This window comes from Pseudomonas sp. PA-5-4B (assembly GCF_021606215.1).
In the GTDB taxonomy this organism is placed as follows: Bacteria; Pseudomonadota; Gammaproteobacteria; order Pseudomonadales; family Pseudomonadaceae; genus Aquipseudomonas; species Aquipseudomonas edaphica.
The window spans coordinates 71,391-92,670 of record NZ_WKDB01000006.1; the positions used below are offsets into that span (position 1 = coordinate 71,391).

21 protein-coding genes are annotated in these 21,280 nt (G+C 60.5%); 4 read left to right on the forward strand and 17 right to left on the reverse strand.

Annotation, left to right across the window (positions count from 1 at the left end):
• Positions 1-177 precede the first annotated feature (177 nt).
• The 3 genes from GIW28_RS05035 to GIW28_RS05045 all read left to right on the forward strand — a co-directional run bounded on the left by GIW28_RS05035 (position 178) and on the right by GIW28_RS05045 (position 2,071).
• Complete coding sequence (locus GIW28_RS05035; RefSeq protein ID WP_099548541.1) at positions 178-522, forward strand: pilin assembly protein; 345 nt, start codon at positions 178-180, stop codon at positions 520-522.
• Positions 523-804: 282 nt separating this feature from the next.
• On the forward strand, positions 805-1,230 hold the full coding sequence (locus tag GIW28_RS05040) for a DUF4398 domain-containing protein (RefSeq protein ID WP_017137109.1): 426 nt from the start codon (positions 805-807) through the stop codon (positions 1,228-1,230).
• A 55-nt stretch (positions 1,231-1,285) separates the two neighbouring features.
• Positions 1,286-2,071, forward strand: coding sequence for an OmpA family protein (locus GIW28_RS05045; protein WP_017137108.1), 786 nt, complete (start codon positions 1,286-1,288; stop codon positions 2,069-2,071).
• Positions 2,072-2,121: 50 nt separating this feature from the next.
• On the opposite strand, the gene GIW28_RS05050 is transcribed toward GIW28_RS05045, so the two are convergent.
• From GIW28_RS05050 to GIW28_RS05125, 16 genes are all read right to left on the reverse strand, one after another.
• The gene (locus GIW28_RS05050; RefSeq protein WP_157786501.1) at positions 2,122-2,295 is read right to left on the reverse strand and encodes a hypothetical protein; all 174 of its coding nucleotides are present in this window, start codon (positions 2,293-2,295) and stop codon (positions 2,122-2,124) included.
• Positions 2,296-2,413: 118 nt separating this feature from the next.
• On the reverse strand, positions 2,414-2,740 hold the full coding sequence (locus GIW28_RS05055; protein WP_017137106.1) for a hypothetical protein: 327 nt from the start codon (positions 2,738-2,740) through the stop codon (positions 2,414-2,416).
• On the reverse strand, positions 2,737-3,642 hold the full coding sequence (locus tag GIW28_RS05060) for an alpha/beta hydrolase (protein ID WP_138451331.1): 906 nt from the start codon (positions 3,640-3,642) through the stop codon (positions 2,737-2,739). The genes GIW28_RS05055 and GIW28_RS05060 overlap by 4 nt, the downstream gene beginning before the upstream one ends.
• Positions 3,643-3,816: 174 nt before the next feature.
• The gene (locus GIW28_RS05065) at positions 3,817-5,094 is read right to left on the reverse strand and encodes a flavohemoglobin expression-modulating QEGLA motif protein (protein WP_017137104.1); all 1,278 of its coding nucleotides are present in this window, start codon (positions 5,092-5,094) and stop codon (positions 3,817-3,819) included.
• 21 nt (positions 5,095-5,115) lie between these two features.
• Entirely contained in the window at positions 5,116-5,676 is a 561-nt protein-coding gene (locus tag GIW28_RS05070; protein WP_017137103.1) for a hypothetical protein, read from the reverse strand.
• Between the two features lie 57 nt (positions 5,677-5,733).
• Positions 5,734-6,450, reverse strand: coding sequence for a TetR/AcrR family transcriptional regulator (locus tag GIW28_RS05075; protein ID WP_026013712.1), 717 nt, complete (start codon positions 6,448-6,450; stop codon positions 5,734-5,736).
• Between the two features lie 162 nt (positions 6,451-6,612).
• Entirely contained in the window at positions 6,613-8,115 is a 1,503-nt protein-coding gene (lysS, locus tag GIW28_RS05080; protein ID WP_017137101.1) for a lysine--tRNA ligase, read from the reverse strand.
• A gap of 71 nt (positions 8,116-8,186) precedes the next feature.
• Positions 8,187-9,282, reverse strand: a protein-coding gene (gene prfB / locus GIW28_RS05085; RefSeq protein WP_096236834.1) for a peptide chain release factor 2 whose coding sequence is annotated in 2 segments (ribosomal slippage) — positions 8,187-9,209 and positions 9,211-9,282 — 1,095 coding nt in all. Because the reading frame shifts where the segments join, the coding sequence is not laid out codon by codon here.
• Between the two features lie 233 nt (positions 9,283-9,515).
• Positions 9,516-10,517, reverse strand: a complete 1,002-nt coding sequence (locus GIW28_RS05090) for a response regulator (RefSeq protein ID WP_017137099.1) — start codon at positions 10,515-10,517, stop codon at positions 9,516-9,518.
• A gap of 52 nt (positions 10,518-10,569) precedes the next feature.
• Entirely contained in the window at positions 10,570-11,580 is a 1,011-nt protein-coding gene (locus GIW28_RS05095) for a chemotaxis response regulator protein-glutamate methylesterase (RefSeq protein ID WP_236447261.1), read from the reverse strand.
• The gene (locus GIW28_RS05100; RefSeq protein WP_236447262.1) at positions 11,577-13,859 is read right to left on the reverse strand and encodes a hybrid sensor histidine kinase/response regulator; all 2,283 of its coding nucleotides are present in this window, start codon (positions 13,857-13,859) and stop codon (positions 11,577-11,579) included. The genes GIW28_RS05095 and GIW28_RS05100 overlap by 4 nt, the downstream gene beginning before the upstream one ends.
• Positions 13,856-14,557 (reverse strand): chemotaxis protein CheW, encoded by a 702-nt coding sequence (locus GIW28_RS05105; RefSeq protein ID WP_017137096.1) that lies wholly within the window; start codon positions 14,555-14,557, stop codon positions 13,856-13,858. The genes GIW28_RS05100 and GIW28_RS05105 overlap by 4 nt, the downstream gene beginning before the upstream one ends.
• A complete protein-coding gene (locus tag GIW28_RS05110) occupies positions 14,554-15,807 on the reverse strand; it encodes a CheR family methyltransferase (protein ID WP_236447263.1) in 1,254 nt (417 codons plus the stop codon). Before GIW28_RS05110 ends, GIW28_RS05105 begins: the two co-directional genes overlap by 4 nt.
• On the reverse strand, positions 15,804-16,316 hold the full coding sequence (locus GIW28_RS05115) for a chemotaxis protein CheW (RefSeq protein ID WP_017137094.1): 513 nt from the start codon (positions 16,314-16,316) through the stop codon (positions 15,804-15,806). The genes GIW28_RS05110 and GIW28_RS05115 overlap by 4 nt, the downstream gene beginning before the upstream one ends.
• Complete coding sequence (locus GIW28_RS05120; protein ID WP_099548538.1) at positions 16,316-17,938, reverse strand: methyl-accepting chemotaxis protein; 1,623 nt, start codon at positions 17,936-17,938, stop codon at positions 16,316-16,318. Before GIW28_RS05120 ends, GIW28_RS05115 begins: the two co-directional genes overlap by 1 nt.
• 171 nt (positions 17,939-18,109) lie before the next feature.
• The gene (locus tag GIW28_RS05125) at positions 18,110-18,820 is read right to left on the reverse strand and encodes a tellurite resistance TerB family protein (RefSeq protein ID WP_236458923.1); all 711 of its coding nucleotides are present in this window, start codon (positions 18,818-18,820) and stop codon (positions 18,110-18,112) included.
• 304 nt (positions 18,821-19,124) lie between these two features.
• On the opposite strand from GIW28_RS05125, the gene GIW28_RS05130 reads away from it, so the two are divergent.
• Positions 19,125-20,750, forward strand: coding sequence for a glucan biosynthesis protein D (locus GIW28_RS05130; RefSeq protein WP_236447665.1), 1,626 nt, complete (start codon positions 19,125-19,127; stop codon positions 20,748-20,750).
• A 117-nt stretch (positions 20,751-20,867) separates the two neighbouring features.
• Here GIW28_RS05130 and GIW28_RS05135 read toward each other — a convergent pair whose 3' ends face one another.
• A complete protein-coding gene (locus GIW28_RS05135; RefSeq protein ID WP_017137090.1) occupies positions 20,868-21,053 on the reverse strand; it encodes a hypothetical protein in 186 nt (61 codons plus the stop codon).
• Positions 21,054-21,280: the final 227 nt, after the last annotated feature.

A 21,280-nucleotide genomic window follows, 5' to 3' on the forward strand; every position in this document is an offset into this window, starting at 1 on the left:
TCTCCAGCCAGAAATCCGGGACGCGCAGGCCTTCCAGAGTGCCGCCCGCGTCAGTTTCTGACAAGACACTTTAAACCTTGCGACTTGCAGCTAGTCTCAACAGTGAGTCGTCGTGTTACCCACGCAGGCGACTGGACACCCATCACCGCCTGCCATCGCGGGCTTATTGAGGTTGCCATGAAAATTCGAGAACTGGCCCAACATTGGGAAGAGAACGCGAAGGGTCGCCTGACCAAAACCGAGTACGCGATCCACTTGGACGTCGAGTCCGCTGCGCGCCTGGCCGCTATCGCCGAGATGTACCCCAAGCGCAGCACCGAAGAATTGCTCGGCGAACTGATCGGCGCGGCCCTTGAAGAGCTGGAAGCGAGCTTCCCCTACATCAAGGGCCAGCATGTGATCGCCACCGATGAAGAGGGTGACCCACTGTACGAGGACGTCGGCCCGACGCCGCGCTTTCTGACTCTGTCACGCCGCTATCTGCATGATTTATCAGCCACAGCCGATAAACAGCAACACTGAAAAACCTTCGACACCCCCCGTTTAACCCCTGTATTCCGGGCCTCACAGAGGCTCGGAGTACCTCTGCGCAACGCGAAAGTTCAAACTTTTAAACGCTGACCAAACAGTCAGATATTTTTTTAGGCAAATCGCCATCTCCGCTGAACTTTTGAAAAAACGCTCCGGTCACAGCCAGTAAGCCATCACTTGGAACGGCCGTTTGAAAGGGCATTTGGTGCTTTACCGCCGGGCCTGCAACCGCCAACCAATGAAGTGGATTTTGATTTTTTCAGGAGTTATCCAATGGAGTTGAAGACGATGAAGACCAGCACTGCCAAATCCTCGTTTAACCATCTGCGCGGGCTGAAATTGGCCGCGCTGGCAATCGGCACCAGCTTCGTTCTGGCGGGCTGCGCCGGCAACCCTCCGACCGAGCAATACGCCGTGACCCAGTCCGCCGTAAACAGCGCAGTCAGCGCCGGCGGCACCGAGTACGCAGCGGTAGAAATGAAGTCGGCCCAGGACAAGCTCAAAGCTGCCGAACTGGCCATGCATGACAAAAACTACGACAAAGCGCGTCAACTGGCTGAGCAAGCCGAGTGGGATGCCCGAGTCGCAGAGCGCAAGGCCCAGGCTGCCAAAGCTGACCAGGCTGTGAAGGATTCCCAGAAAGCTGTGCAGGAACTGCGTCAGGAAGGCATGCGCCCGGCTGTTATCAAACAGCAATAAGCCGCCGCCACTGATTGCACTGCACCCGATATCGAATTGAAAGGACGACACGACTATGCGTAAACAATTGATGATCCCTGCCCTGCTGGCGATGAGCGTTGCTCTGGCGGCGTGCTCCACCCCGCCGAACCAGAACCTGGAAAACGCACGGACCAACTTCTCGGCCCTGCAATCCAACCCGCAAGCCACCAAGGTAGCGGCGCTGGAAACCAAGGACGCGCAGGATTGGCTGGACAAGGCTGACAAGGCCTACCGCGACAAGGAAGACGAGAAGAAGGTCGACCAACTGGCCTACCTGACCAACCAGCGTGTGGAAGTGGCCAAAGACACCATCTCGCTGCGTGAATCCGAAGCCAAGCTGAAAAACGCCGGCGACGAACGTGCCCGCGCCCTGCTGCAAGCCCGTGATGCACAGATCAAGCAACTGCAAGACAGCTTGAACGCCAAGCAGACTGATCGCGGCACTCTGGTGACCTTCGGTGACGTGCTGTTCGCCACCAACAAGTCCGACCTGAAATCCAGTGGCCTGGTGAACATCACCAAACTGGCTCAGTTCCTGCGCGACAACCCGGACCGTAAAGTGATCGTCGAAGGCTACACCGACAGCACCGGTTCGGACTCGTACAACCAGAGCCTGTCCGAGCGTCGTGCCGCTTCGGTACAACGTGCACTGGCTCAACAAGGCGTGGATATCTCGCGCATCGTGACCCAGGGTTACGGCAAGGAATACCCGGTTGCCGACAACGGCAGCGTTTCGGGCCGTGCCATGAACCGCCGCGTTGAAGTGACCATCTCCAACGACAACCAGCCAGTCAAGCCACGCTCTTCCGTTGCTAACTGATTGATTGACGCAGGATGAAAAAACCACCGGAAACGGTGGTTTTTTTTGCTTCAGAATTGGATCTGACGGTTGCTGTCGTCGCCGCCCGCCAGCTCGAACTCCGTGCGCCGCCTGGTTTCGTCCTGCTCCTTTTGGGAAAGCTCTGCGTCCCACTCGCTGAACTCATCCAAACTTTGCTGCGCCCGGGCCATATCCAACATCCTGTCTATCGCAGCAATATTCACCGTAACTCTCCCTTGGCTGGCCATTCATAAGTTATCCATCAGCAGCGCTGACAAGCCCTTAAGTGGCATCCTACGGAATACGGTTCCAGATATTTCAGTATCGCTGCATTGAAGCGCTTTACTCTTGAAGTTGCGGGGTTTCCTGGCCCATGCAACGCACGGCTTGTTTCTTGTTATTGACCAGTACGCCGCTCAAGCCTTTCTGTTCGGTATCAAACATCACCAATACGCCATCAATGCATTGCGCCACCTGCGCAGCCGGAGTCAGCGAGACCTTGTAGTCCTCGCCCGGCACGGTCTTGAGCATGGTGAAGTCGCTGAGCAACAAGGCATCTTCCGGCTTGGCGAAGTGCAAGTAGCCGTAAAACCACAGGCAGCCGACGGTGCCGATGATGGTGCCGATGCCGGTGAGGATCAGCGGGATCATGTTGCGTTCTTCGCTCATTGCGGGCTCTCTGATGAATCAACTTTAGGAATAGGGTAATTCGGTATCTCGCCCAGGCGGCGCAGGCCATTGAAGTGCTGCGGGTCGTCCAGATAGCGCAGCATCACGGTTTGCCAGGTCTTGTCGGCGAAGGTCTGCACATGGCCGCCACGGGTCAACTGCAACACCCTCGGCGGCGGCGCGGCCTGATACAGGCGAATGCCGTTGGCCACCGGCACAATCGGGTCATCCAGGCTATGGAACAGCAGCTTGGGCACGCCGGTAAGCTGGGGCATGGCATTGATCGCACTGTCGGCGTCGGGCACCAGCCACGACAGCGGCACCTGAAACGGCCATGTTAACCAGGAGGTGCTGAGGGCGAATTGTCCTACATCACGATAACTGGCGGGCACGCCGTCCAGGACCAGGGCCTTGAGCTGGGCTTGGCGCTGCGGGTGTGCCGCCAGGTAATGCACCGCCAGCGCACCGCCCAGGCTCTGGCCCAACACGATCAGCGGCTGGCCTTGGGTTTCAGGGGCCTTGTCGATCCAGCCGAATGCGGCATCGATGTCCTGATACACCGCCGGCAAGGACGGCTTGCCTTCAGACAGGCCATAACCGCGATAGTCCAGCAACAGCACTTGATAGCCCTGCTCCGGCAACCACCAACTGCCGCCCAGGTGCCAGGCCAGGTTGCCGCCATTGCCGTGCAGGTGCAGCACCGTGCCTTTGAGCGGCACACCGGGTTTGGCCGGCAGCCACCAGGCATGCAGCTTTACGCCGTCGGCGGTGGTGAGGGTGACGTCGCGATAGGCCAGGTGGGCTTTTTCCGGCGTGAACGGCAGGCCGGGTTCGGGGTAGAACAGCAGTGAGCTGCAGCCGTTTAAAGTGAGTAGCAGGCAAAGAATGCCGAGGATTCTCATCCGTTGAAGCCTCGCTGATAGGTTGTACTCATTTCTCAAGAACCAATGAGATCAAATGTGGGAGCTGGCTTGCCTGCGATAGCGGTCTTTCAGTTAAAACAGCGGTGACTGATACACCGCTATCGCAGGCAAGCCAGCTCCCACCTTTTTGATTCGGTTGTGTCAGGGAAATCTCTACAGGATATTCGAGTAATCCGCCTCGATCCGGTCCAGGCTCAGGTGGTTGAGGAAGTTGGAGAAGCACATCCACGCCGCCAGGGCGTTCATGTCGCGAAACTGCTCGGGCAGGTACTTGGGTGGCACCACCAGGCCTTCGTCGACCAGTTGGCGCAAGGTGCGCATGTCTTCCAGGGTGGTCTTGCCGCAGAACAGCAGAGGCACTTGTTCCAACTTACCTTTGCGCACGGCCAACTGGATGTAGTTGTAAACCATGATAAAGCCCTTGAGGTAGGACAAATCCTTGGTAAACGGCAGACCGGTCGGCGTCGAACCACGGAACACGCGGCTGGCATTGCCGTAGCTTTCGGCCATCTCAAAGCCTTGCTCGCGGAAGAACTCGAATACCTGCAGGAAGTCGGCGCCCTCTTCGACCATATGGATGGCACGGGTGCGGTTGGTCAGTTTGCGCAGGCGACTGGGGTAGGAGGCAAAGGTGATGATCTCCATCAGAATCGCCAGGCCTTCCTGGGTCACCGTTGACGAGGGCGGCCCTTTGGACAGAAAGGTGCAGATCGGCTGGTTCTGGCCATTGAGCGTGGTGCCGACGTGCACCAGGCCTTCGTGCACTTCCAGCGCGCGCACATCACGCTCGTTGAACATCGCGTCGGCGCGGATCTTGATGTAGTCGGCGCCCGCCGCCGCATCGGCGACGATACCGTCGGACTCGAAGACGCGGATGGTCTCTTCGGCCTCACCGAACACCTTATTCAAACGGGTTTGCAGCAAGGCCACGGCATGCTTGGCCGTGAGCGTCTTGGCTTCGTCCTTGAGGTCGCCACGGCCGTCGATCTGGTTGAGGTAGTCAGACATCATCAGGCCCAGGTCGGCCAGCGTCGGGTCACCGGCGTGGAACGCGTCCGAGGCGGCGCCGTAGAGTTCCTGGGAAATCAGGCCGAAGTCCTCGGTGCCCCGCGCTTCGAGCATGCGCACCACCATGCGGTACTCGCGGCACATGCGGCGCATGATCTGCCCCACCGGGCTGAACTGGCCGAGGCGGCGGGTGATGTCGCGCTCGATGTTCTGGAACTCCAGCTTCACCGCGCTGGAGTCAAACGACAGCGGCCGGCCCAGGTAGTAATCGCGGTCCACGGCCGGCATGGCCTTGCCCTTGGCCTTGAGAAACCCCTGGCGAATGTTCTCGTCCCACTTCACGGCGTCGAGGACGCGAATCGGTGTTTGTGCCAGCACAATGCGATCGGACAAGGTGCGTATCGTCTGCTGGTAATCGTCCACCCGGTGCTTCCTCTTTAAACGTTATTTGCCCGCGCGCCGGTAGCGCACGGCTTCAACGAACACATCGGCATTGGCCGGGTCATCCAGATAGGCAAATACCTGGTCCATGGGGCTGTCGACCCGCACGCCGTCACCTTCGACGGTTTCCACGGTGCTGCCGCGCAAAGCATTTTGGCCTATGGCTTGATGGATCTGCTCAAGGTCGAGGTTGTAGACCACCAATTCACGCGTTTTGTCGCCCTTACCTTCAAAGTCAAAACCGGCCAGGAAGTAATTGCCACCCAAGGCCGCCGGCAACGGCGCAGAAAGGTACCAGCGGTTGCCATGGCGCGACACCGTAAACAGGTACTCATCACGCTGGCCCGGCTTGGCTTTAGGGTAGCTCACGGCCTTGTAATGCTGCTGATCGACACGGGTGATCTGCAGATTCAGCGGTTCGCCCCAGGCGTTTTTACTTGACCAGTGGCCGAGCAAGGCGTCGGGCGCGGCTTCACTGGCCGGCAGCGGGTCCTTGAAGGTGACCAGGCAACCGCTGAGCAGCAGGAACGACAAGGCGATTGCAATGACACGCCAGGCTTTCATTGGGCACCCCATCAAGTGTGGGAGCTGGCTCCCACATAAAGCAGATTGCGCACGGGGCTAGACCGAGGCCAACACCAAATGCATGTAACGCTTGAGAATCTCAAGCATCTCTTCACCCGTCAGAGGCTCAGGGCCGCCGAGCAGGCCCTGATATTCCATCCGACCGATTATCGCCGTCAACACTCTGGCATCCTGTTGCGGCTCGCGGGAACCCAATACCTGGAAAAACTGCCCGGTGCCCTGCAACAGAATCTGCTGGTGCGAGCGCACCAGCTCAGCCAGGCGCGGGTTAAGCAAGGCTTCCTGGCGAAAGGCCTGTTCGGCCATCAAGTGTTCGCGGCGATTGGTCAGTTGGCGCATCACGTAGTCGGCGGTCAGCCGTGCAATGTCATCGGCCAGTTGTGAGCGTGACTGCGGGCTGCCATCGCCATAGGCGACCATCTCGCGCAGCAGGCCTTCATTGCGCACCCACAGCTTGCCCATGAAGGCAGCGCTGCGCTCCACGTATTGGGCGAAGGTATCGGTGAGCAGGTCATCAATGTCCTTGAAGTAATAGGTGGTGGCCGACAACGGCACGCCGGCCTCTGCTGCCACCGCGCGATGGCGCACACCGCGTACCCCATCACGCACGACGATGCGCATGGCCGCATCGAGAATGTCTTGCCGGCGTTGCTCGCTGCCTCGACGGCTGGCCTTGCGGCCCTGGTACTGGACACTATCAGCCACGGCAGCAGCAATGCCGGCGGCGCCTTCTTGAGCCATTACGCGGTTCACGACAGATCTTCCTTTAATGAGTTATGCGGAGCGTCACGGGCTGCATTCCTGTGCAGAGCGTGGGAACGCTCAGCGCGTGCCTCTTGGCGCCGTTCTGCTGACGGCTGAATTCGTCACACAAAAAAGCCGCCTTATAAAAGGCGGCTTCGGATTTCGCTACGGTTACGCTTGTGGCCGCATGTGCGGGAACAAGATCACATCGCGGATCGACGGCGAGTTGGTCAACAACATCACCAACCGGTCGATACCGATACCTTCACCGGCGGTCGGCGGCATGCCGTATTCCAGGGCGCGAACGAAGTCGGCGTCGTAGTGCATCGCCTCGTCGTCACCGGCGTCCTTGTCGGCCACCTGGGCCATGAAGCGTTCGGCCTGGTCTTCTGCATCATTAAGCTCGGAGTAGGCGTTGGCGATTTCACGGCCGCCAATGAACAGCTCGAAACGGTCGGTGACGTTCGGGTTGTCATCGTTGCGACGTGCCAGCGGCGACACTTCGAACGGGTACTGGGTAATGAAGTGCGGCTGTTCCAGCTTGTGCTCCACCAGCTCTTCGAAAATCATCACCTGCAGTTTGCCCAGGCCTTCGAAGCCCAGCACCTTGGCGCCAGCTTTCTTGGCGATGGCGCGGGCCTTGTCGATGTCGGTCAGGTCGTCAGCGGTCAGCTCAGGGTTGTACTTGAGGATCGAGTCGAACACCGACAGACGCACGAACGGCTCGCCGAAGTGGAACACCTTGTCGCCGTACGGCACGTCAGTGCTGCCCAGCACCAGCTGCGCCAGCTCGCGGAAGAGTTCTTCGGTGAGGTCCATGTTGTCTTCGTAGTCGGCGTAGGCCTGGTAGAACTCCAACATGGTGAATTCAGGGTTGTGACGGGTCGAGACGCCTTCGTTACGGAAGTTGCGGTTGATCTCGAACACTTTCTCGAAGCCGCCAACCACCAGGCGCTTGAGGTACAGCTCCGGCGCGATACGCAGGAACATTTCCAGGTCCAGCGCGTTGTGGTGGGTTTCGAATGGTTTGGCTGCGGCACCACCGGGGATGGTTTGCAGCATCGGCGTTTCCACTTCGAGGAAGTCACGCGCCATCAGGAAGCTGCGGATGTGCGCAATCACTTGCGAACGCACGCGGAAGGTCTGGCGCACGTCTTCGTTGACGATCAGGTCGACGTAGCGCTGGCGATAGCGCTGCTCGGTGTCGGTCAGGCCGTGGTGCTTGTCCGGCAGCGGGCGCAGCGACTTGGTCAGCAGGCGCACGCTGGTCATTTCAACGTAAAGGTCGCCCTTGCCGGAGCGCGCCAGGGTGCCTTCGGCGGCAATGATGTCGCCCATGTCCCAGGTTTTCACCGAGGCCAGGGTTTCTTCAGGCAGGGTTTTACGGTTGACGTACACCTGAATGCGACCGGTCATGTCCTGGATCACCATGAACGAGCCACGGTTAAGCATGATGCGACCCGCCACCTTGACCGGGATTGCAGCCTCTGCCAGCTCTTCCTTGGTCTTGTCCGCGTACTGTTTCTGCAAGGCATCGCAGTAGTTGTCACGGCGAAAGTCGTTCGGGAAGGCATTACCCTTGGCGCGCTCGGCAGCAAGCTTTTCCTTGCGCAGGGCGATCAGGGAGTTTTCTTCCTGTTGCAGGGCTTGCGGGTCGAGTTGTTGGTCGCTCATGTCTTTTGAAATTCCATCACAGGTTCGTTGCCCCCACCGGTGGCAGGGGACTTAAGGTCTTGGCTGACGGTTTACAGCCCCGATTTCAAGCTGGCTTCCAGGTATTCGTCGATATCACCGTCGAGCACCTTGTCGCAATCGCTGCGTTCGATGTTAGTGCGCAGATCCTTGATCCGCGATGCATCAAGCACATACGAACGGATCTGGTGGCCCCAGCCGATATCCGACTTGGTGTCTTCCAGCGCCTGGGAAGCGGCGTTGCGCTTCTGCATTTCCTGCTCGTACAACTTGGCCCGCAGCATTTTCATGGCGGTGTCCTTGTTGGCGTGCTGGGAACGTTCGTTCTGGCAGCTGACCACGGTGTTGGTCGGTACGTGGGTAATACGCACGGCCGAGTCGGTGGTGTTTACGTGCTGGCCACCGGCACCGGAGGAGCGGTAGGTGTCGATCCGCAGGTCGGCCGGGTTGATCTCGATTTCCACCTTGTCGTCGATCTCTGGCGAGACGAAAACGGCGGAGAACGAGGTATGGCGGCGGTTGCCGGAGTCGAACGGGCTCTTGCGCACCAGGCGGTGTACGCCGATCTCGGTCCGCAGCCAGCCAAAGGCGTATTCGCCCTTGATGTGCACGGTCGCGCCTTTGATACCGGCGACTTCACCGGCCGACAGTTCCATGATGGTAGCGTCGAAACCGCGTTTATCCGCCCAGCGCAGGTACATGCGCAGCAGGATGTTGGCCCAGTCCTGGGCCTCGGTGCCGCCGGAACCGGCCTGGATGTCCAGGTAGGCGTTGTTCGGGTCCATTTCGTGGCTGAACATGCGGCGGAATTCAAGCTTGGCGAGGTTTTCCTCGAGACGGGCCAGCTCGGCGACGACATCGCCCACTGCGCCTTCGTCGTTTTCTTCGACGGCCATGTCCAGCAGGTCGCGGCAATCGCCCAGACCGGTGTTCAACTCGTCGAGGGTGTCGACGATCTGCGCCAGCGCAGCACGCTCGCGGCCCAGTTCCTGGGCGTATTCAGGTTTGTTCCAGACAGCCGGATCTTCAAGCTCGCGATTGACTTCGGTCAGACGCTCATGCTTTTGATCGTAGTCAAAGATACCCCCGAATAGTTTCGGAGCGCTCGGACAGGTCCTTGATGGTGTTAAGGATCGGGTTGATTTCCATGGCGGGCAGCACTCGTTGGCGAACTTTTGAAAGCCGACGAGTATAACGACAAACCGGCGCTAACGGCAGCCCGCTTGGCGAAAAGGCGGGGTTGTTGACGATCTCCAGAACGATTGAGATCAAATGTGGGAGCTGGCTTGCCTGCGATAGCGGTGTATCAGGTACAGATGTGGTAACTGACAGGCCGCTATCGCAGGCAAGCCAGCTCCCACAAGGGTTCGGCGGTGTTCTGCTTACTCGATACCGACCTGATTGCGCCCGTTATGCTTGGCCGTGTACAACCCCTTGTCCGCCGCCATGATCAACTGCCGACAATCCGTACCCTGCAACGGCGTCATGGTCGACAGGCCGATGCTGATAGTCAGGCTCGCCCCTTCTGCCGGGGCAATGTGCGGGATCTTCAGCCCCGCAACCGCCATGCGCAGCTTCTCGGCCACCAGGCGCGCACCGCCCGGCGAGGTATTGGGCAGCACCAACGCAAACTCTTCACCGCCGTACCGCGCCGGCAAGTCCGAAGGTCGGCTGCTGGCTTCACGGATGCTCGCGGCGACTTTGCGCAGGGCTTCATCACCTTCGACGTGGCCAAAGCTGTCGTTGTAGGTCTTGAAGAAGTCCACATCGATCATCAACAACGACAGCTGGGTCTGGTCACGCATGGCACGGCGCCATTCCAGCTCCAGGTATTCGTCAAAGTGGCGGCGGTTGGACAGCCCGGTGAGGCCATCGGAGTTCATCAGCCGCTGCAGCACCAGGTTAGTGTCCAGCAATTGCTGCTGGCTCACACGCAGCGCGCGATAAGCCGCATCGCGCTGCAACAGCGTCATATACGAGCGCGAGTGATAGCGAATGCGCGCCACCAGCTCGATGTTATCCGGCAGCTTGACCAGGTAATCATTGGCCCCGGCCGAAAACGCCGCGCTCTTGATCAGCGGGTCTTCCTTGGTCGAAAGCACAATTATCGGGATATTCGCCGTGGCCGGGTGGTTGCGGTATTCGCGCACCAGTGTCAGGCCATCAAGACCGGGCATCACCAGGTCTTGCAGGATCACCGTCGGTTTGATGCGGATCGCCTGGGCAATCGCCTGATGCGGGTCGGCGCAAAAGTGAAAGTCGATGTTTTCCTCGTGAGCCAGGCCGCGCCGCACAGCTTCGCCGATCATGGCCTGGTCGTCGACCAGCAACACCATGGCAGCGTTTTCGTCGGTCTTGATGTCGTCGATCTGTAAATCATTCATGTGCAGTCACCTGAATTACTTTCCTGCAAGCCGGCACTGCGAGAGGTCTTGATCATTTTGCAAATACCTCCAGCAATCGGGGCGCAATTCTGTCCAGTGGGCGGATTTCAACAGCAGCATCAATCGCCGCCGCCGCTTTTGGCATGCCATACACCGCACAGCTCTGCTGATCCTGGGCGATGGTCAAATAGCCTTGTTCACGCAGTATCTTGAGGCCCTGAGCCCCGTCGCGCCCCATGCCGGTCAGCAGTACGCCGACGGCATCACCATTCCAGTGGCTGGCGACGCTTTCGAAGAACACGTCGATGGAAGGCCGGTAAATCTCGTTCACAGGCTCCGCGGTATAGGCTAGCGTGCCATTTTTCAACAGGCGAATGTGGTGGTTGGTGCCAGCCAGCAGCACCACGCCGTTTTGAGGCGGTTCGCCCTCGCGTGCCAGGCGCACCGGCAGGCCGGAGGCGCTGCTCAGCCATTCGGCCATGCCGGCGGCAAACACCTGGTCCACATGCTGCACCAGCACAATGGCGGCGGGAAAGTCACGGGGCAAACCCTTGAGCAGGATTTCCAGGGCGGCCGGGCCGCCTGCAGAGGAACCAATCGCCACCAGCCTCTGACGTTTGCCAGTGGTGCGCGCTGGCGCGGTTTCGGCGCGTACACGACTGCCACGCTGGCCGATCAGCCAGCCAATATTGAGGATTTTGCGCAGCAACGGCGCCGCCGCATCCTTGGGGTTGCCCACGCCCAGCGCCGGAGTGTCCACCACATCCAGGGCGCCATGGCCCATGGCTTCAAACACGCGACTCATATTCGCTTGGCGGTCGACGGTCACCAGCAGAATAGCGCATGGGGTCTCGGCCATGATCTGCCGCGTGGCCTCCACGCCGTCCATCACCGGCATGATCAAGTCCATCAGGATCAGGTCCGGGGTCAATTCGGCGCAGCGCTGCACAGCTTCCAGGCCATTGCTGGCCACCCACACAACCTCGTGCGTCGGCTCTAAACTCAACGCGCGGCGCAAGGCCTCTACCGCCAGGGGCATGTCATTGACGATCGCAATCCTCATGCCCGGGCGCCTCCAATCAGCTCCATCACGGCATCCAGCAACGCATCGTCATGGAAACTGGCCTTAGCTAGATAATAGTCGGCGCCGGCGTCCAGTCCACGGCGCCGGTCTTCTTCGCGATCCTTGTACGACACCACCATCACCGGCAACGATTGCAGGCGATTATCACGGCGCAAGAGTGTGACCAATTCGATCCCGTCCATACGAGGCATATCAATGTCAGTGATCAGCAGGTCGAAGTCTTCGGAGCGCAGCGCGTTCCAGCCATCCATGCCATCGACCGCGACCGCCACTTCATAACCACGATTAAGCAACAATTTGCGTTGCAGCTCACGCACGGTGAGCGAATCGTCCACCACCAGCACGCGTTTGCGCGGCGCTTCGGTCGCCTGCTGGCTGCGCCGTGCGATACGTTCCAGGCGCCCGGTGTTGAGCAATTTATCCACCGAACGCAGCATGTCTTCGACGTCGACGATCAACACCACCGAGCCGTCGTCCAGCAAAGCACCGGCGGAAATATCCTGGATCTTGCCCAGGCGGTCATCCAGCGGCAATACCACCAGGGTGCGCTCACCGATAAAACGCTCCACCGCAATGCCATACACCGCATCGCGCTCGCGGATGACCACCACCTTCAAGGTTTCGTCATTGCTCTGCCCCGGCGGGCGCTGCAGCAATTGGCTGGCGGCCACCAGACCGACATGCCGGCCTTCGTGCCAGAAATGCTGGCGCCCTTCCAGTTGCACAATGTCATTCGGCGCCAGGTCGCACATGCGTTCGATGTGCGCCAGCGGGAAGGCATAGGCTTCCTCGCCGACCTCCACCACCAGGCTGCGCACCACCGACAGGGTCAACGGCACTTCCAGGTGGAAGCGGCTGCCCTGCCCCGCCGTCTGCTCCAGCACCACGGCGCCACGCAGTTGGCGGACCATGTGCTGCACCGCATCCAGGCCGACGCCGCGCCCGGACACCTCGGTGACCTTGTCGCGCAGGCTGAAACCCGGCAGGAACAGGAAAGTCAGCAGCTCTTCTTCACTCAAGCGCAGCGCGGTTTCCAGTGGTGACAGGTGCCGGTCGACGATGGTGCCACGTAGACGCTCCAGGTCGACGCCATTGCCGTCGTCGCTTAACTCCAGCACCAGCAAACCGGCTTGATGGGAGGCGCGCAGGCGGATCAGGCCTTCGGCGGGTTTGCCCGCCAACACCCGCTGCTCGGGCATTTCGATGCCGTGGTCGACGGCATTGCGCAATAAATGCGTGAGCGGCGCTTCGAGTTTTTCCAACACGTCGCGGTCGACCTGGGTCTTTTCACCCTCGATCTCCAGGCGCACCTGCTTGCCGAGGCTGCGGCCAAGGTCACGCACCATGCGCACCTGGCCGGCGAGCACATCGGCAAACGGTCGCATGCGGCAGGCCAGCGCGGTGTCATAAAGCACCTGGGCACGCTGCCCGGCCTGCCAGCCGAACTCATCCAGCTCGGCGGTTTTATCCGCCAGCAACGCCTGGGCTTCACTCAACAGGCGGCGTGTGTCGGCCAGGGCTTCCTGGGCTTCCAGGCTCAAGTTCATGGCCTTGAGTTGGCCATCGAGCGTGTCCAAGGCCCGCGCGCTGTTGCTTTGAATGCGCTTGAGGCGCTGCAGGCTCACCAGGTAAGGCTTGAGCCGCTGGGTCTCCACCAAAGATTTACTCGACAGGTCGAGCAGGCTGTTCAAGCGCTCGGCGGTGACGCGCAGCACGCGCTCCCCGCCTTCGGTCAGGCGTTTGTTCGGGCGCGGCAGGTCAGTGCTGACCGGCGGCACAGGCTCTGGCTCAGGCTCCGGCGGCAACGCTTCAATCACCGGCGCAGGTTCGGGAGCGGCGGGGGCTGGTGTGGCGTTGACAATCGGCTGCGAGGGATCCAGCAGGCGTTCCATCAGCGCTACATAGCCTTGAATGTCCGCTGGCCCGACATTATTGCCCGGCGTGGCGATGCGCATCAGCAGGTCGGTGCCCTGCAGCAAGGCGTCGATATGCTCAGGTTGCAGGTACAGGCGGTTTTCCTGGGCGCTGACCAGGCAGTCCTCCATCACATGGGCCACGCTGACCCCGGCGTCCACGCCGACAATCCGCGCCGCGCCCTTGAGCGAGTGCGCGGCGCGCATGCATGCCTCAAGCTGGTCAGCCTGGGTGGGGTTGCGTTCCAGGGCCAGCAGGCCCGCGCTCAATACCTGGGTCTGCGCATCGGCTTCCAGGCTGAACAGCTCCAGCAGCGAGGCATCGCGCATCTGGTCGGGGGTCATGTGAGGCTCCGGGTCACGGCAGACAACAATTGCGCCTCGTCCAGCCAACGCAGGCTGCGGCCTTTCCACTGCAACACGCCTTGGGTAAAGCGCGCGCTGGCCTGGGTGCCGGAAGCCGACGCGGCCTTCAAGGTGCGCTCATCGATGGCATGGATGCCGTCGACTTCATCTACCGGTACCACCACCGGGCCGTCCTGGGCAGCAATAATCAACATGCGCGGCATCACTCGCGCGCCGGTAGCGCCTGTGCTGGCCGGGTCCAGCCCCAGCAGTTCCACGAGTGACAGGCACGCCACCAGCGCACCGCGCACATTCGCAACGCCCAGTAATGCGCGGGAACGTTGGTGCGGCAACGAGTGAATCGGCTGCAGTGGCGCCACCTCCACCAGGCATCGCGTGGCAATGCCCAGCCACTCTTCACCCAGACGAAACATCAGGATCGAACGGGTGACGATGTCTTCGTCAACTTCCGCGGCTGCATACGCCTGTCGGTCGTCCTGCTGCAACGCATAACGGTCAAGCAGGCGCGTGGCGGCGGCGGAATACACCGAGCAGTTGCGGCAGTGGATATGTTCGGCGAGCAACGGGCAGGACTTGTCGCCATGGATGCCGATGCGGTTCCAGCAGTCGTCGATGGCTTGGGTGTCGGCCAGGGTCAGGTCCAGACCTGCGGTGTCGAGCGCATCAAGGTTATTCATCGTTTGGACTCACTGTCTGCACGCTCGCTACGCGCGGCGCGCGCCTGCAAGCGACGCGCGCCCGCACTGTCACCCTGGGACTCGAGCAATGCGGCCAAGTGCATCAAGGCCTGCGGGTGCTGCGGTTCCAGGTACAAGGCTTTGCGGTAATAACCCTGGGCTTCCAGGGCGCTGCCGGCCACGTCGCTGAGCAGCCCCAGCCAGTAAAACACCTGGGCTGCCGGCGGGTGGTTACTCAAATACTGTTCACACGCGGCACGGGCCTCAGCACTTTTGCCTTCGTTAGCCAACGTAGCGATGCGGCAGAGCAAATCGCCCGCATCGCTGTGCGGCGCCTTGATCGGCACCACTTGGGCACTCGCGGTGCTGAACGGGCGCGGCTTGGCAGGAATCGGTGCCGCGCTGCGCTGGGGGATGGGCAGGGGCACAAATACCGGTTCAGGCTTGACCGGCTCGGTATGCCGACTGAATGCAAAGGATTGCGGCACGCCAATCGAGCGCATGCCATGGCGCCCCAGCAGGCTGCCCTCGGCGGGGCCGATAAACAGCACGCCGTCCTCATGGGTCAGGCTCTTGAGCACATCGAACACTTGCTTCTGGGTGGGCTGGTCGAAGTAGATCAGCAGGTTGCGGCAGAACACAAAATCGTAGGTGGGCTCATTGGCCAGCAACGCCGGGTCGAGCAAATTGCCGACTTGCAGACGCACTTGTTCGCGCACCCGCTCGGCAATGTGGTAACCATCGGGCTGTTCGCTGAAGTGACGCTCGCGAAACTCGATATCGCCGCCGCGAAAGGAGTTCTTGCCATACACCCCACGCTTGGCGCGCTCCACCGACAATGGGCTGACGTCCAGCCCCAGCACTTTGAACTGGTGCGGCGCCAGCCCGGCATCGAGCAAGGCCATGGCAATCGAATAAGGCTCCTCGCCCGTGGAACACGGCAGGCTGAGAATGCGCAGGGCGCGCATCTGCTTGATCGCCGCCAGGCGCTCCCTGGCCAAACGCGCCAAGGTGGCAAAGGACTCGGGATAGCGGAAAAACCAGGTCTCGGGAACGATCACCGCTTCGATCAGCGCCTGCTGCTCATCCTGCGAACTCTGCAAATGCTGCCAGTAATCCTGCACGGTCTGCGCCTGCACGGCCTGGCTGCGCTGGCGCACCGCACGCTCAATGATTGCTTCGCCCACCGAAGCAACGTCCAGGCCAATACGGTCCTTCAAGAAGGCAAAAAAGCGTGGGTCGTTGCTCATAAGCTTAGCTCGCTGGCAAACAGCAAGGCGCGCACGTCGTCGGTGAGCAAGTCGGCCACGCCGATCCACTGCATCAAGCCCAACGCATCTTCACGCACCGGCCCCAGGTACGGCGCCTCGCGGTTATCCAGGCCATAAGGCTGGAACTCGGCCGGGTCGCAACGCAGGGTGTCGGTGGCCTGCTCCAGGACCAACCCCAGCCAGCGTGGCTCGATCCAAGGTTGCGGCTGGTAGTTGACCAGCACCAGCCGTGTGCTGGTGCGGGCCTGGGCCGGTTTGCCGAAGGTCAACGCACACAGGTCGACAACCGGCACCAGCGCGCCACGATGGGCAAAGATCCCCGCCACCCACAGCGGTGCATGGGCGATGGGTTTGAGTGGCAGGCGCGGTAGCACCTCGGCCACCTCCGTGGCTTTGAGGGCATAACGTTCGCCGCCGATGTGGAACACCAGAAACAACGCCTTTTTCGCTGCCGGGACGACGCCGCGTTTAGCCGCAAGGTCGCTCATCAGACTTTGAAACGCGACACGCCGCTGCGCAGACCGACCGCAACCTGGCTCAGTTCATCAATGGCAAAACTGGCCTGGCGCAGGGATTCCACGGTCTGGCTGCTGGCATCGCCCAGTTGCACCAGCGCATGGTTGATCTGTTCGGCGCCGGTAGCCTGGGCCTGCATGCCTTCGTTGACCATCAATACCCGCGGCGCCAAGGCCTGTACCTGATGGATGATCTGCGACAGCTGTTCGCCCACTTGCTGCACTTCGAACATGCCGCGACGCACTTCTTCGGAGAACTTGTCCATGCCCATCACGCCCGCTGACACTGCCGACTGGATCTCGCGCACCATCTGCTCGATGTCGTAGGTGGCCACGGCGGTCTGGTCGGCCAGACGGCGCACTTCGGTGGCCACCACGGCAAATCCGCGCCCGTATTCACCGGCCTTCTCGGCTTCAATGGCGGCGTTGAGCGACAGCAGGTTGGTCTGGTCGGCCACCTTGACGATGGTCACCACCACTTGGTTGATGTTGCCGGCCTTCTCATTGAGGATCGCCAGCTTGGCGTTCACAAGGTCAGCGGCGCCCATCACCGAGTGCATGGTTTCTTCCATACGCGCCAGGCCTTGCTGGCCGGAGCCGGCAGCGACCGACGCCTGGTCGGCGGCGGTGGACACTTCGGTCATGGTGCGCACCAAGTCCTTGGACGTGGCGGCAATTTCCCGCGATGTCGCGCCGATCTCGGTGGTGGTGGCGGCCGTTTCGGTGGCCGTGGCCTGTTGTTGCTTGGAGGTGGCGGCAATCTCGGTCACCGAGGTAGTCACCTGCACCGACGAACGCTGGGCCTGGGAAACCAGGGCGGTCAGCTCGGTCATCATATCGTTGAAGCCGGTTTCGACAGCGCCGAATTCGTCCTTGCGCTCAAGGTTCAAGCGCTTGCTCAGGTCGCCCGTGCGCATGGTTTCGAGGATTTCGACGATGCGATTCATCGGCGCCATGATCGCGCGCATCAGCAGCAGGCCGCACAGGCCCGCTGCGAGAATGGCCACGACCAACGATACGAACATGCTGACTTTGGCGGCGGCCACCGCTTCATCGATGGCGGCGGTGGCGTTATCGGCGACCTGTTTGTTTTCATTGATAATGTCATTGAGCTTCATGCGGCCTGCGGTCCAGGCGGGCGTGAGTTGCTCGTCGAACAGCTTTTGCGCCTCAACGCCGTTGTTAGCCTGATGGGCGTCCAGTACCAGGGCAAGAATCTTGTTGTAGTTCTGGTGGAGCTTTTCGAAGGCGTCGAACTCAGTGCGATCCTGATCAATATTGATCGTGCTCGCGTAACTGGCCATGTGCTGTTCCAAGCGTGCCTCAAACGACTTGTAGTCCTGTTTGTCAGCTTCCGAGATGCCCTGACTTCGGTGGGCACCGACCAATTCCTGGGTTTGCAGGTAGCTGTCGACCCAGGCGCTGCGGATCATCGAACTGAAAAATACCCCGGGTACGGCGTCATCCCGGACCGAGTTTTCGCTGACTTCAATCTTCAGCAGGCGCGAATACGAGACCACGACCATCAACAGCATGATCGCGATAATTACCGCAAAGCTCGCCAAAATCCTTTGGCGCAAGGTCCAGTTCTTCACAGTAATTCCTCGAAGGGCCGATCAAATGCCGAGGAGTATAGCTGAGCAGGTGCCCGCATTTATCAACAGGTTTTGATGTCGCGCTCACAGAACGCAAAAACACTGTGCAGTTGACGCAGAGCGTCACGGGCTGCGCTCCCACGCAGAGCGTGGGAGCGATCATTCAGGAGGTCAGGGCGTGGCTTGGCGTACCTGTTTTTCCAGCTCGGCCTTTAAGCCGGGTTCAAGTTTGAGCTGGCGCGCCAGCTCGTCCAGGTAAGCTTTTTCCATGAAGTTCTCTTCGTCCACCAGCATCACACTGGCGATGTACATCTCGGCGGCCATTTCCGGGGTGCTCGCTGCGCGCGCCACATCAGCGGGATCCAGAGGCTTGTTCAGCTCGGCGTGCAGCCAGCTTTGCAGTTCACGGTCGTTATCCAGCTTGGTGAATTCGCCTTCAATCAAAGCGCGCTCTCGCTCGTCTACATGCCCGTCGGCTTTGGCGGCGGCGACCAGCGCCTTGAGAATGCCCTGACTGTGTTGTTCGACCTGGGCCGGCGGCAGGCGGTCGATGGTTTGCGGCTCGCCTTGGGGTGCGCCGGCCTGCTGCGCCTGCCAGTTGCCGTAAGCCTTGTAGGCGATCACTCCGAGTGCTGCCAGCCCGCCATAGGTGAGCGCCTTGCCACCGAACTTGCGTGCCTTCTTGTTACCCAGCAGCAGCCCCATCGCGCCGGCCGCCAGGGCACCGCCACCCGCACCGCCAAGCAAACTGCCGAGCCCACCGCCGCCGAGCAAGCCGCCAAGGGCGCTTTTGTCGTCCGATTTGCGTTGCCCGCCCGCCTTGTTTTGCAACAGGTCCTGGCCGGATTTGAGCAACTGATCGAGCAATCCACGGGTATTCATGCGTAGCCTCCAGACACTTGGGTTCGTAGGACCAATAGGCTCCCAGCGTAAAACTAAGTGCCAAAAAGCCGCGATCTAGAGTGCTTCCAGATGTAACGCCGGCAGCGCGTATTTGAAACGTCTTGTTTCACATGCAACGCCATCATCCCGCCATCAATCAATTTTCCTTCTGCATCGAACCGCTTAAGCTATCCGGCGTCTGTTTATTGTCCGTTGCGTTTGGTCGAAGGCATGTCCGAACCGTTATTTATGATCCGTTACGTGCCAGGAACGGCGCGGGATTTGCTCACGACAGGTTGTCTCTATGCACCGCAGGAATTTGCTCAAAGCGTCCATGGCCATTGCGGCTTACACCGGCTTGTCGGCCAGTGGCCTGTTGGCCGCGCAGGCCTGGGCGGGAAACCGTGCCGCCGATGGCAAGGCTGTAGCGTTTGACTTCGAATCGCTCAAGGCCCAGGCCAGGCAGCTCGCCGCCAACGCGTATAAAGACACCAAACAGGTGCTGCCACCGACGCTGGCAACCATGACCCCGCAGAATTTCAATGCCATTGGCTACGACGGCAACCATTCGCTGTGGAAGGAGCTGAACGGCCAGCTCGACGTGCAGTTTTTCCACGTCGGCATGGGCTTCAAGACGCCAGTACGCATGCACAGCGTCGACCCCAAGACCCGCGAAGCCCGCGAGGTGCATTTCCGCCCGTCGCTGTTCAACTATGCCAAGACCACGGTGGACACCAAGCAGCTGACCGGCGACCTGGGTTTCTCCGGTTTCAAGCTGTTCAAGGCGCCGGAACTGGATCGCCATGACGTGCTGTCGTTTCTCGGCGCCAGTTACTTCCGTGCGGTGGACGCAACCGGCCAGTACGGCCTCTCCGCACGCGGCCTGGCGATTGATACCTACGCGAAAAAACGCGAGGAATTCCCCGACTTCACGCAGTTCTGGTTCGAAACCCCGAGCAAGGACGCCACGCGTTTTGTGGTCTACGCCCTGCTCGACTCGCCGAGCGCCACCGGTGCCTACCGCTTTGACATCGACTGCCAGGCCAACCAAGTGGTGATGGCCATCGACGCGCATATCAATGCGCGCACCGCCATCGAGCAACTGGGCATCGCGCCGATGACCAGCATGTTCAGCTGCGGTACCCATGAACGCCGGATGTGCGACACCATCCACCCGCAAATCCACGACTCGGACCGTTTGGCCATGTGGCGTGGCAACGGCGAGTGGATCTGCCGTCCACTGAACAACCCGGCCAAGCTGCAGTTCAACGCTTTTGCCGACACCGACCCGAAAGGTTTCGGCCTGGTACAGACCGACCATGAGTTCGCCAGCTACCAGGACACTGTGGACTGGTACAGCAAGCGCCCTAGCCTGTGGGTGGAACCCACCACCGCCTGGGGCGAAGGCTCGATCGACCTGCTGGAAATCCCCACCACCGGCGAAACCCTGGACAACATCGTGGCCTTCTGGACCCCAAAAAAGCCCGTGGCCGCAGGCGAATCACTCAACTATGGCTACAAGCTGTACTGGAGCGCGCTGCCGCCGGTGAGCACACCGCTGGCGCAAGTGGATGCCACCCGTTCAGGCATGGGCGGTTTTACCGAAGGCTGGGCACCGGGCGAGCATTACCCCGAAGTGTGGGCGCGCCGCTTTGCCGTGGATTTCAAGGGCGGTGGTCTGGATCGCCTGCCGGCCGGCACCGGGATCGAGCCGGTGGTGACCTGCTCCCACGGGGAAGTCAAAGACTTCAGTGTGCTGGTGCTGGACAACATCAAGGGCTATCGCATTCTGTTCGACTGGTACCCGACCAGCGACAGTGTGGAACCGGTTGAACTGCGGCTGTTTATCCGCACCCAGGACCGCACCTTGAGTGAAACCTGGCTGTATCAGTACTTCCCGCCGGCACCGGACCAGCGTAAGTACAGCTGATACGCGCCAACAGAGCGCTCCCACGCTCCCGCGTGGGAGCGCATCCCGTGGTGATAGCAGGACGCGGAGCGTCCTGGGCTGCATTCCCACGCAGAGCGTGGGAACGAGCTTATGCCGTTAAAACCGCGACACGCTCTTCATTGCGCCAATCAAGTAGCGCATCGCCACCTGATCGTTTTCGGTCAGGGCGCGATACTGCGCCAGCAACTCCACCTCATCCGAACTCAACCTTCGCCCCCGCAAGGACATCCGGCGACTCCAAAAAGACGCCACCGCACCCGCTACGCCATAAGACTTGGTCATGGACCGTTACTCCTGATATCAGTCAATTACTCCTGGTGCCCATTCCCTACGCTCATGAAGCGCAATGGCTTCAAGGACAAACAGCCTGACTCCCTGGGCCAGAAATCACACTTACCCTAAGCGTAGAAACAATCTCGTCACGTGTGGGATTTTTTTAGAGTATTCACTTAAAAAATTACTTCGGTAACAAATACCTACAACCCTTTCTCACGCAGCGACCGCTAAAG

Coding starts and splice junctions, on each gene's coding strand:
- GIW28_RS05035 (WP_099548541.1), top strand. CDS start 178: ATGAAAATTCGAGAACTGGCCCAACATTGGGAAGAGAACGCGAAGGGT.
- GIW28_RS05040 (WP_017137109.1), top strand. CDS start 805: ATGGAGTTGAAGACGATGAAGACCAGCACTGCCAAATCCTCGTTTAAC.
- GIW28_RS05045 (WP_017137108.1), top strand. CDS start 1,286: ATGCGTAAACAATTGATGATCCCTGCCCTGCTGGCGATGAGCGTTGCT.
- GIW28_RS05055 (WP_017137106.1), bottom strand. CDS start 2,740: ATGAGCGAAGAACGCAACATGATCCCGCTGATCCTCACCGGCATCGGC.
- GIW28_RS05060 (WP_138451331.1), bottom strand. CDS start 3,642: ATGAGAATCCTCGGCATTCTTTGCCTGCTACTCACTTTAAACGGCTGC.
- GIW28_RS05070 (WP_017137103.1), bottom strand. CDS start 5,676: ATGAAAGCCTGGCGTGTCATTGCAATCGCCTTGTCGTTCCTGCTGCTC.
- lysS (WP_017137101.1), bottom strand. CDS start 8,115: ATGAGCGACCAACAACTCGACCCGCAAGCCCTGCAACAGGAAGAAAAC.
- GIW28_RS05090 (WP_017137099.1), bottom strand. CDS start 10,517: ATGAATGATTTACAGATCGACGACATCAAGACCGACGAAAACGCTGCC.
- GIW28_RS05095 (WP_236447261.1), bottom strand. CDS start 11,580: ATGAGGATTGCGATCGTCAATGACATGCCCCTGGCGGTAGAGGCCTTG.
- GIW28_RS05100 (WP_236447262.1), bottom strand. CDS start 13,859: ATGACCCCCGACCAGATGCGCGATGCCTCGCTGCTGGAGCTGTTCAGC.
- GIW28_RS05105 (WP_017137096.1), bottom strand. CDS start 14,557: ATGAATAACCTTGATGCGCTCGACACCGCAGGTCTGGACCTGACCCTG.
- GIW28_RS05110 (WP_236447263.1), bottom strand. CDS start 15,807: ATGAGCAACGACCCACGCTTTTTTGCCTTCTTGAAGGACCGTATTGGC.
- GIW28_RS05115 (WP_017137094.1), bottom strand. CDS start 16,316: ATGAGCGACCTTGCGGCTAAACGCGGCGTCGTCCCGGCAGCGAAAAAG.
- GIW28_RS05125 (WP_236458923.1), bottom strand. CDS start 18,820: ATGAATACCCGTGGATTGCTCGATCAGTTGCTCAAATCCGGCCAGGAC.
- GIW28_RS05130 (WP_236447665.1), top strand. CDS start 19,125: ATGCACCGCAGGAATTTGCTCAAAGCGTCCATGGCCATTGCGGCTTAC.
- GIW28_RS05135 (WP_017137090.1), bottom strand. CDS start 21,053: ATGACCAAGTCTTATGGCGTAGCGGGTGCGGTGGCGTCTTTTTGGAGT.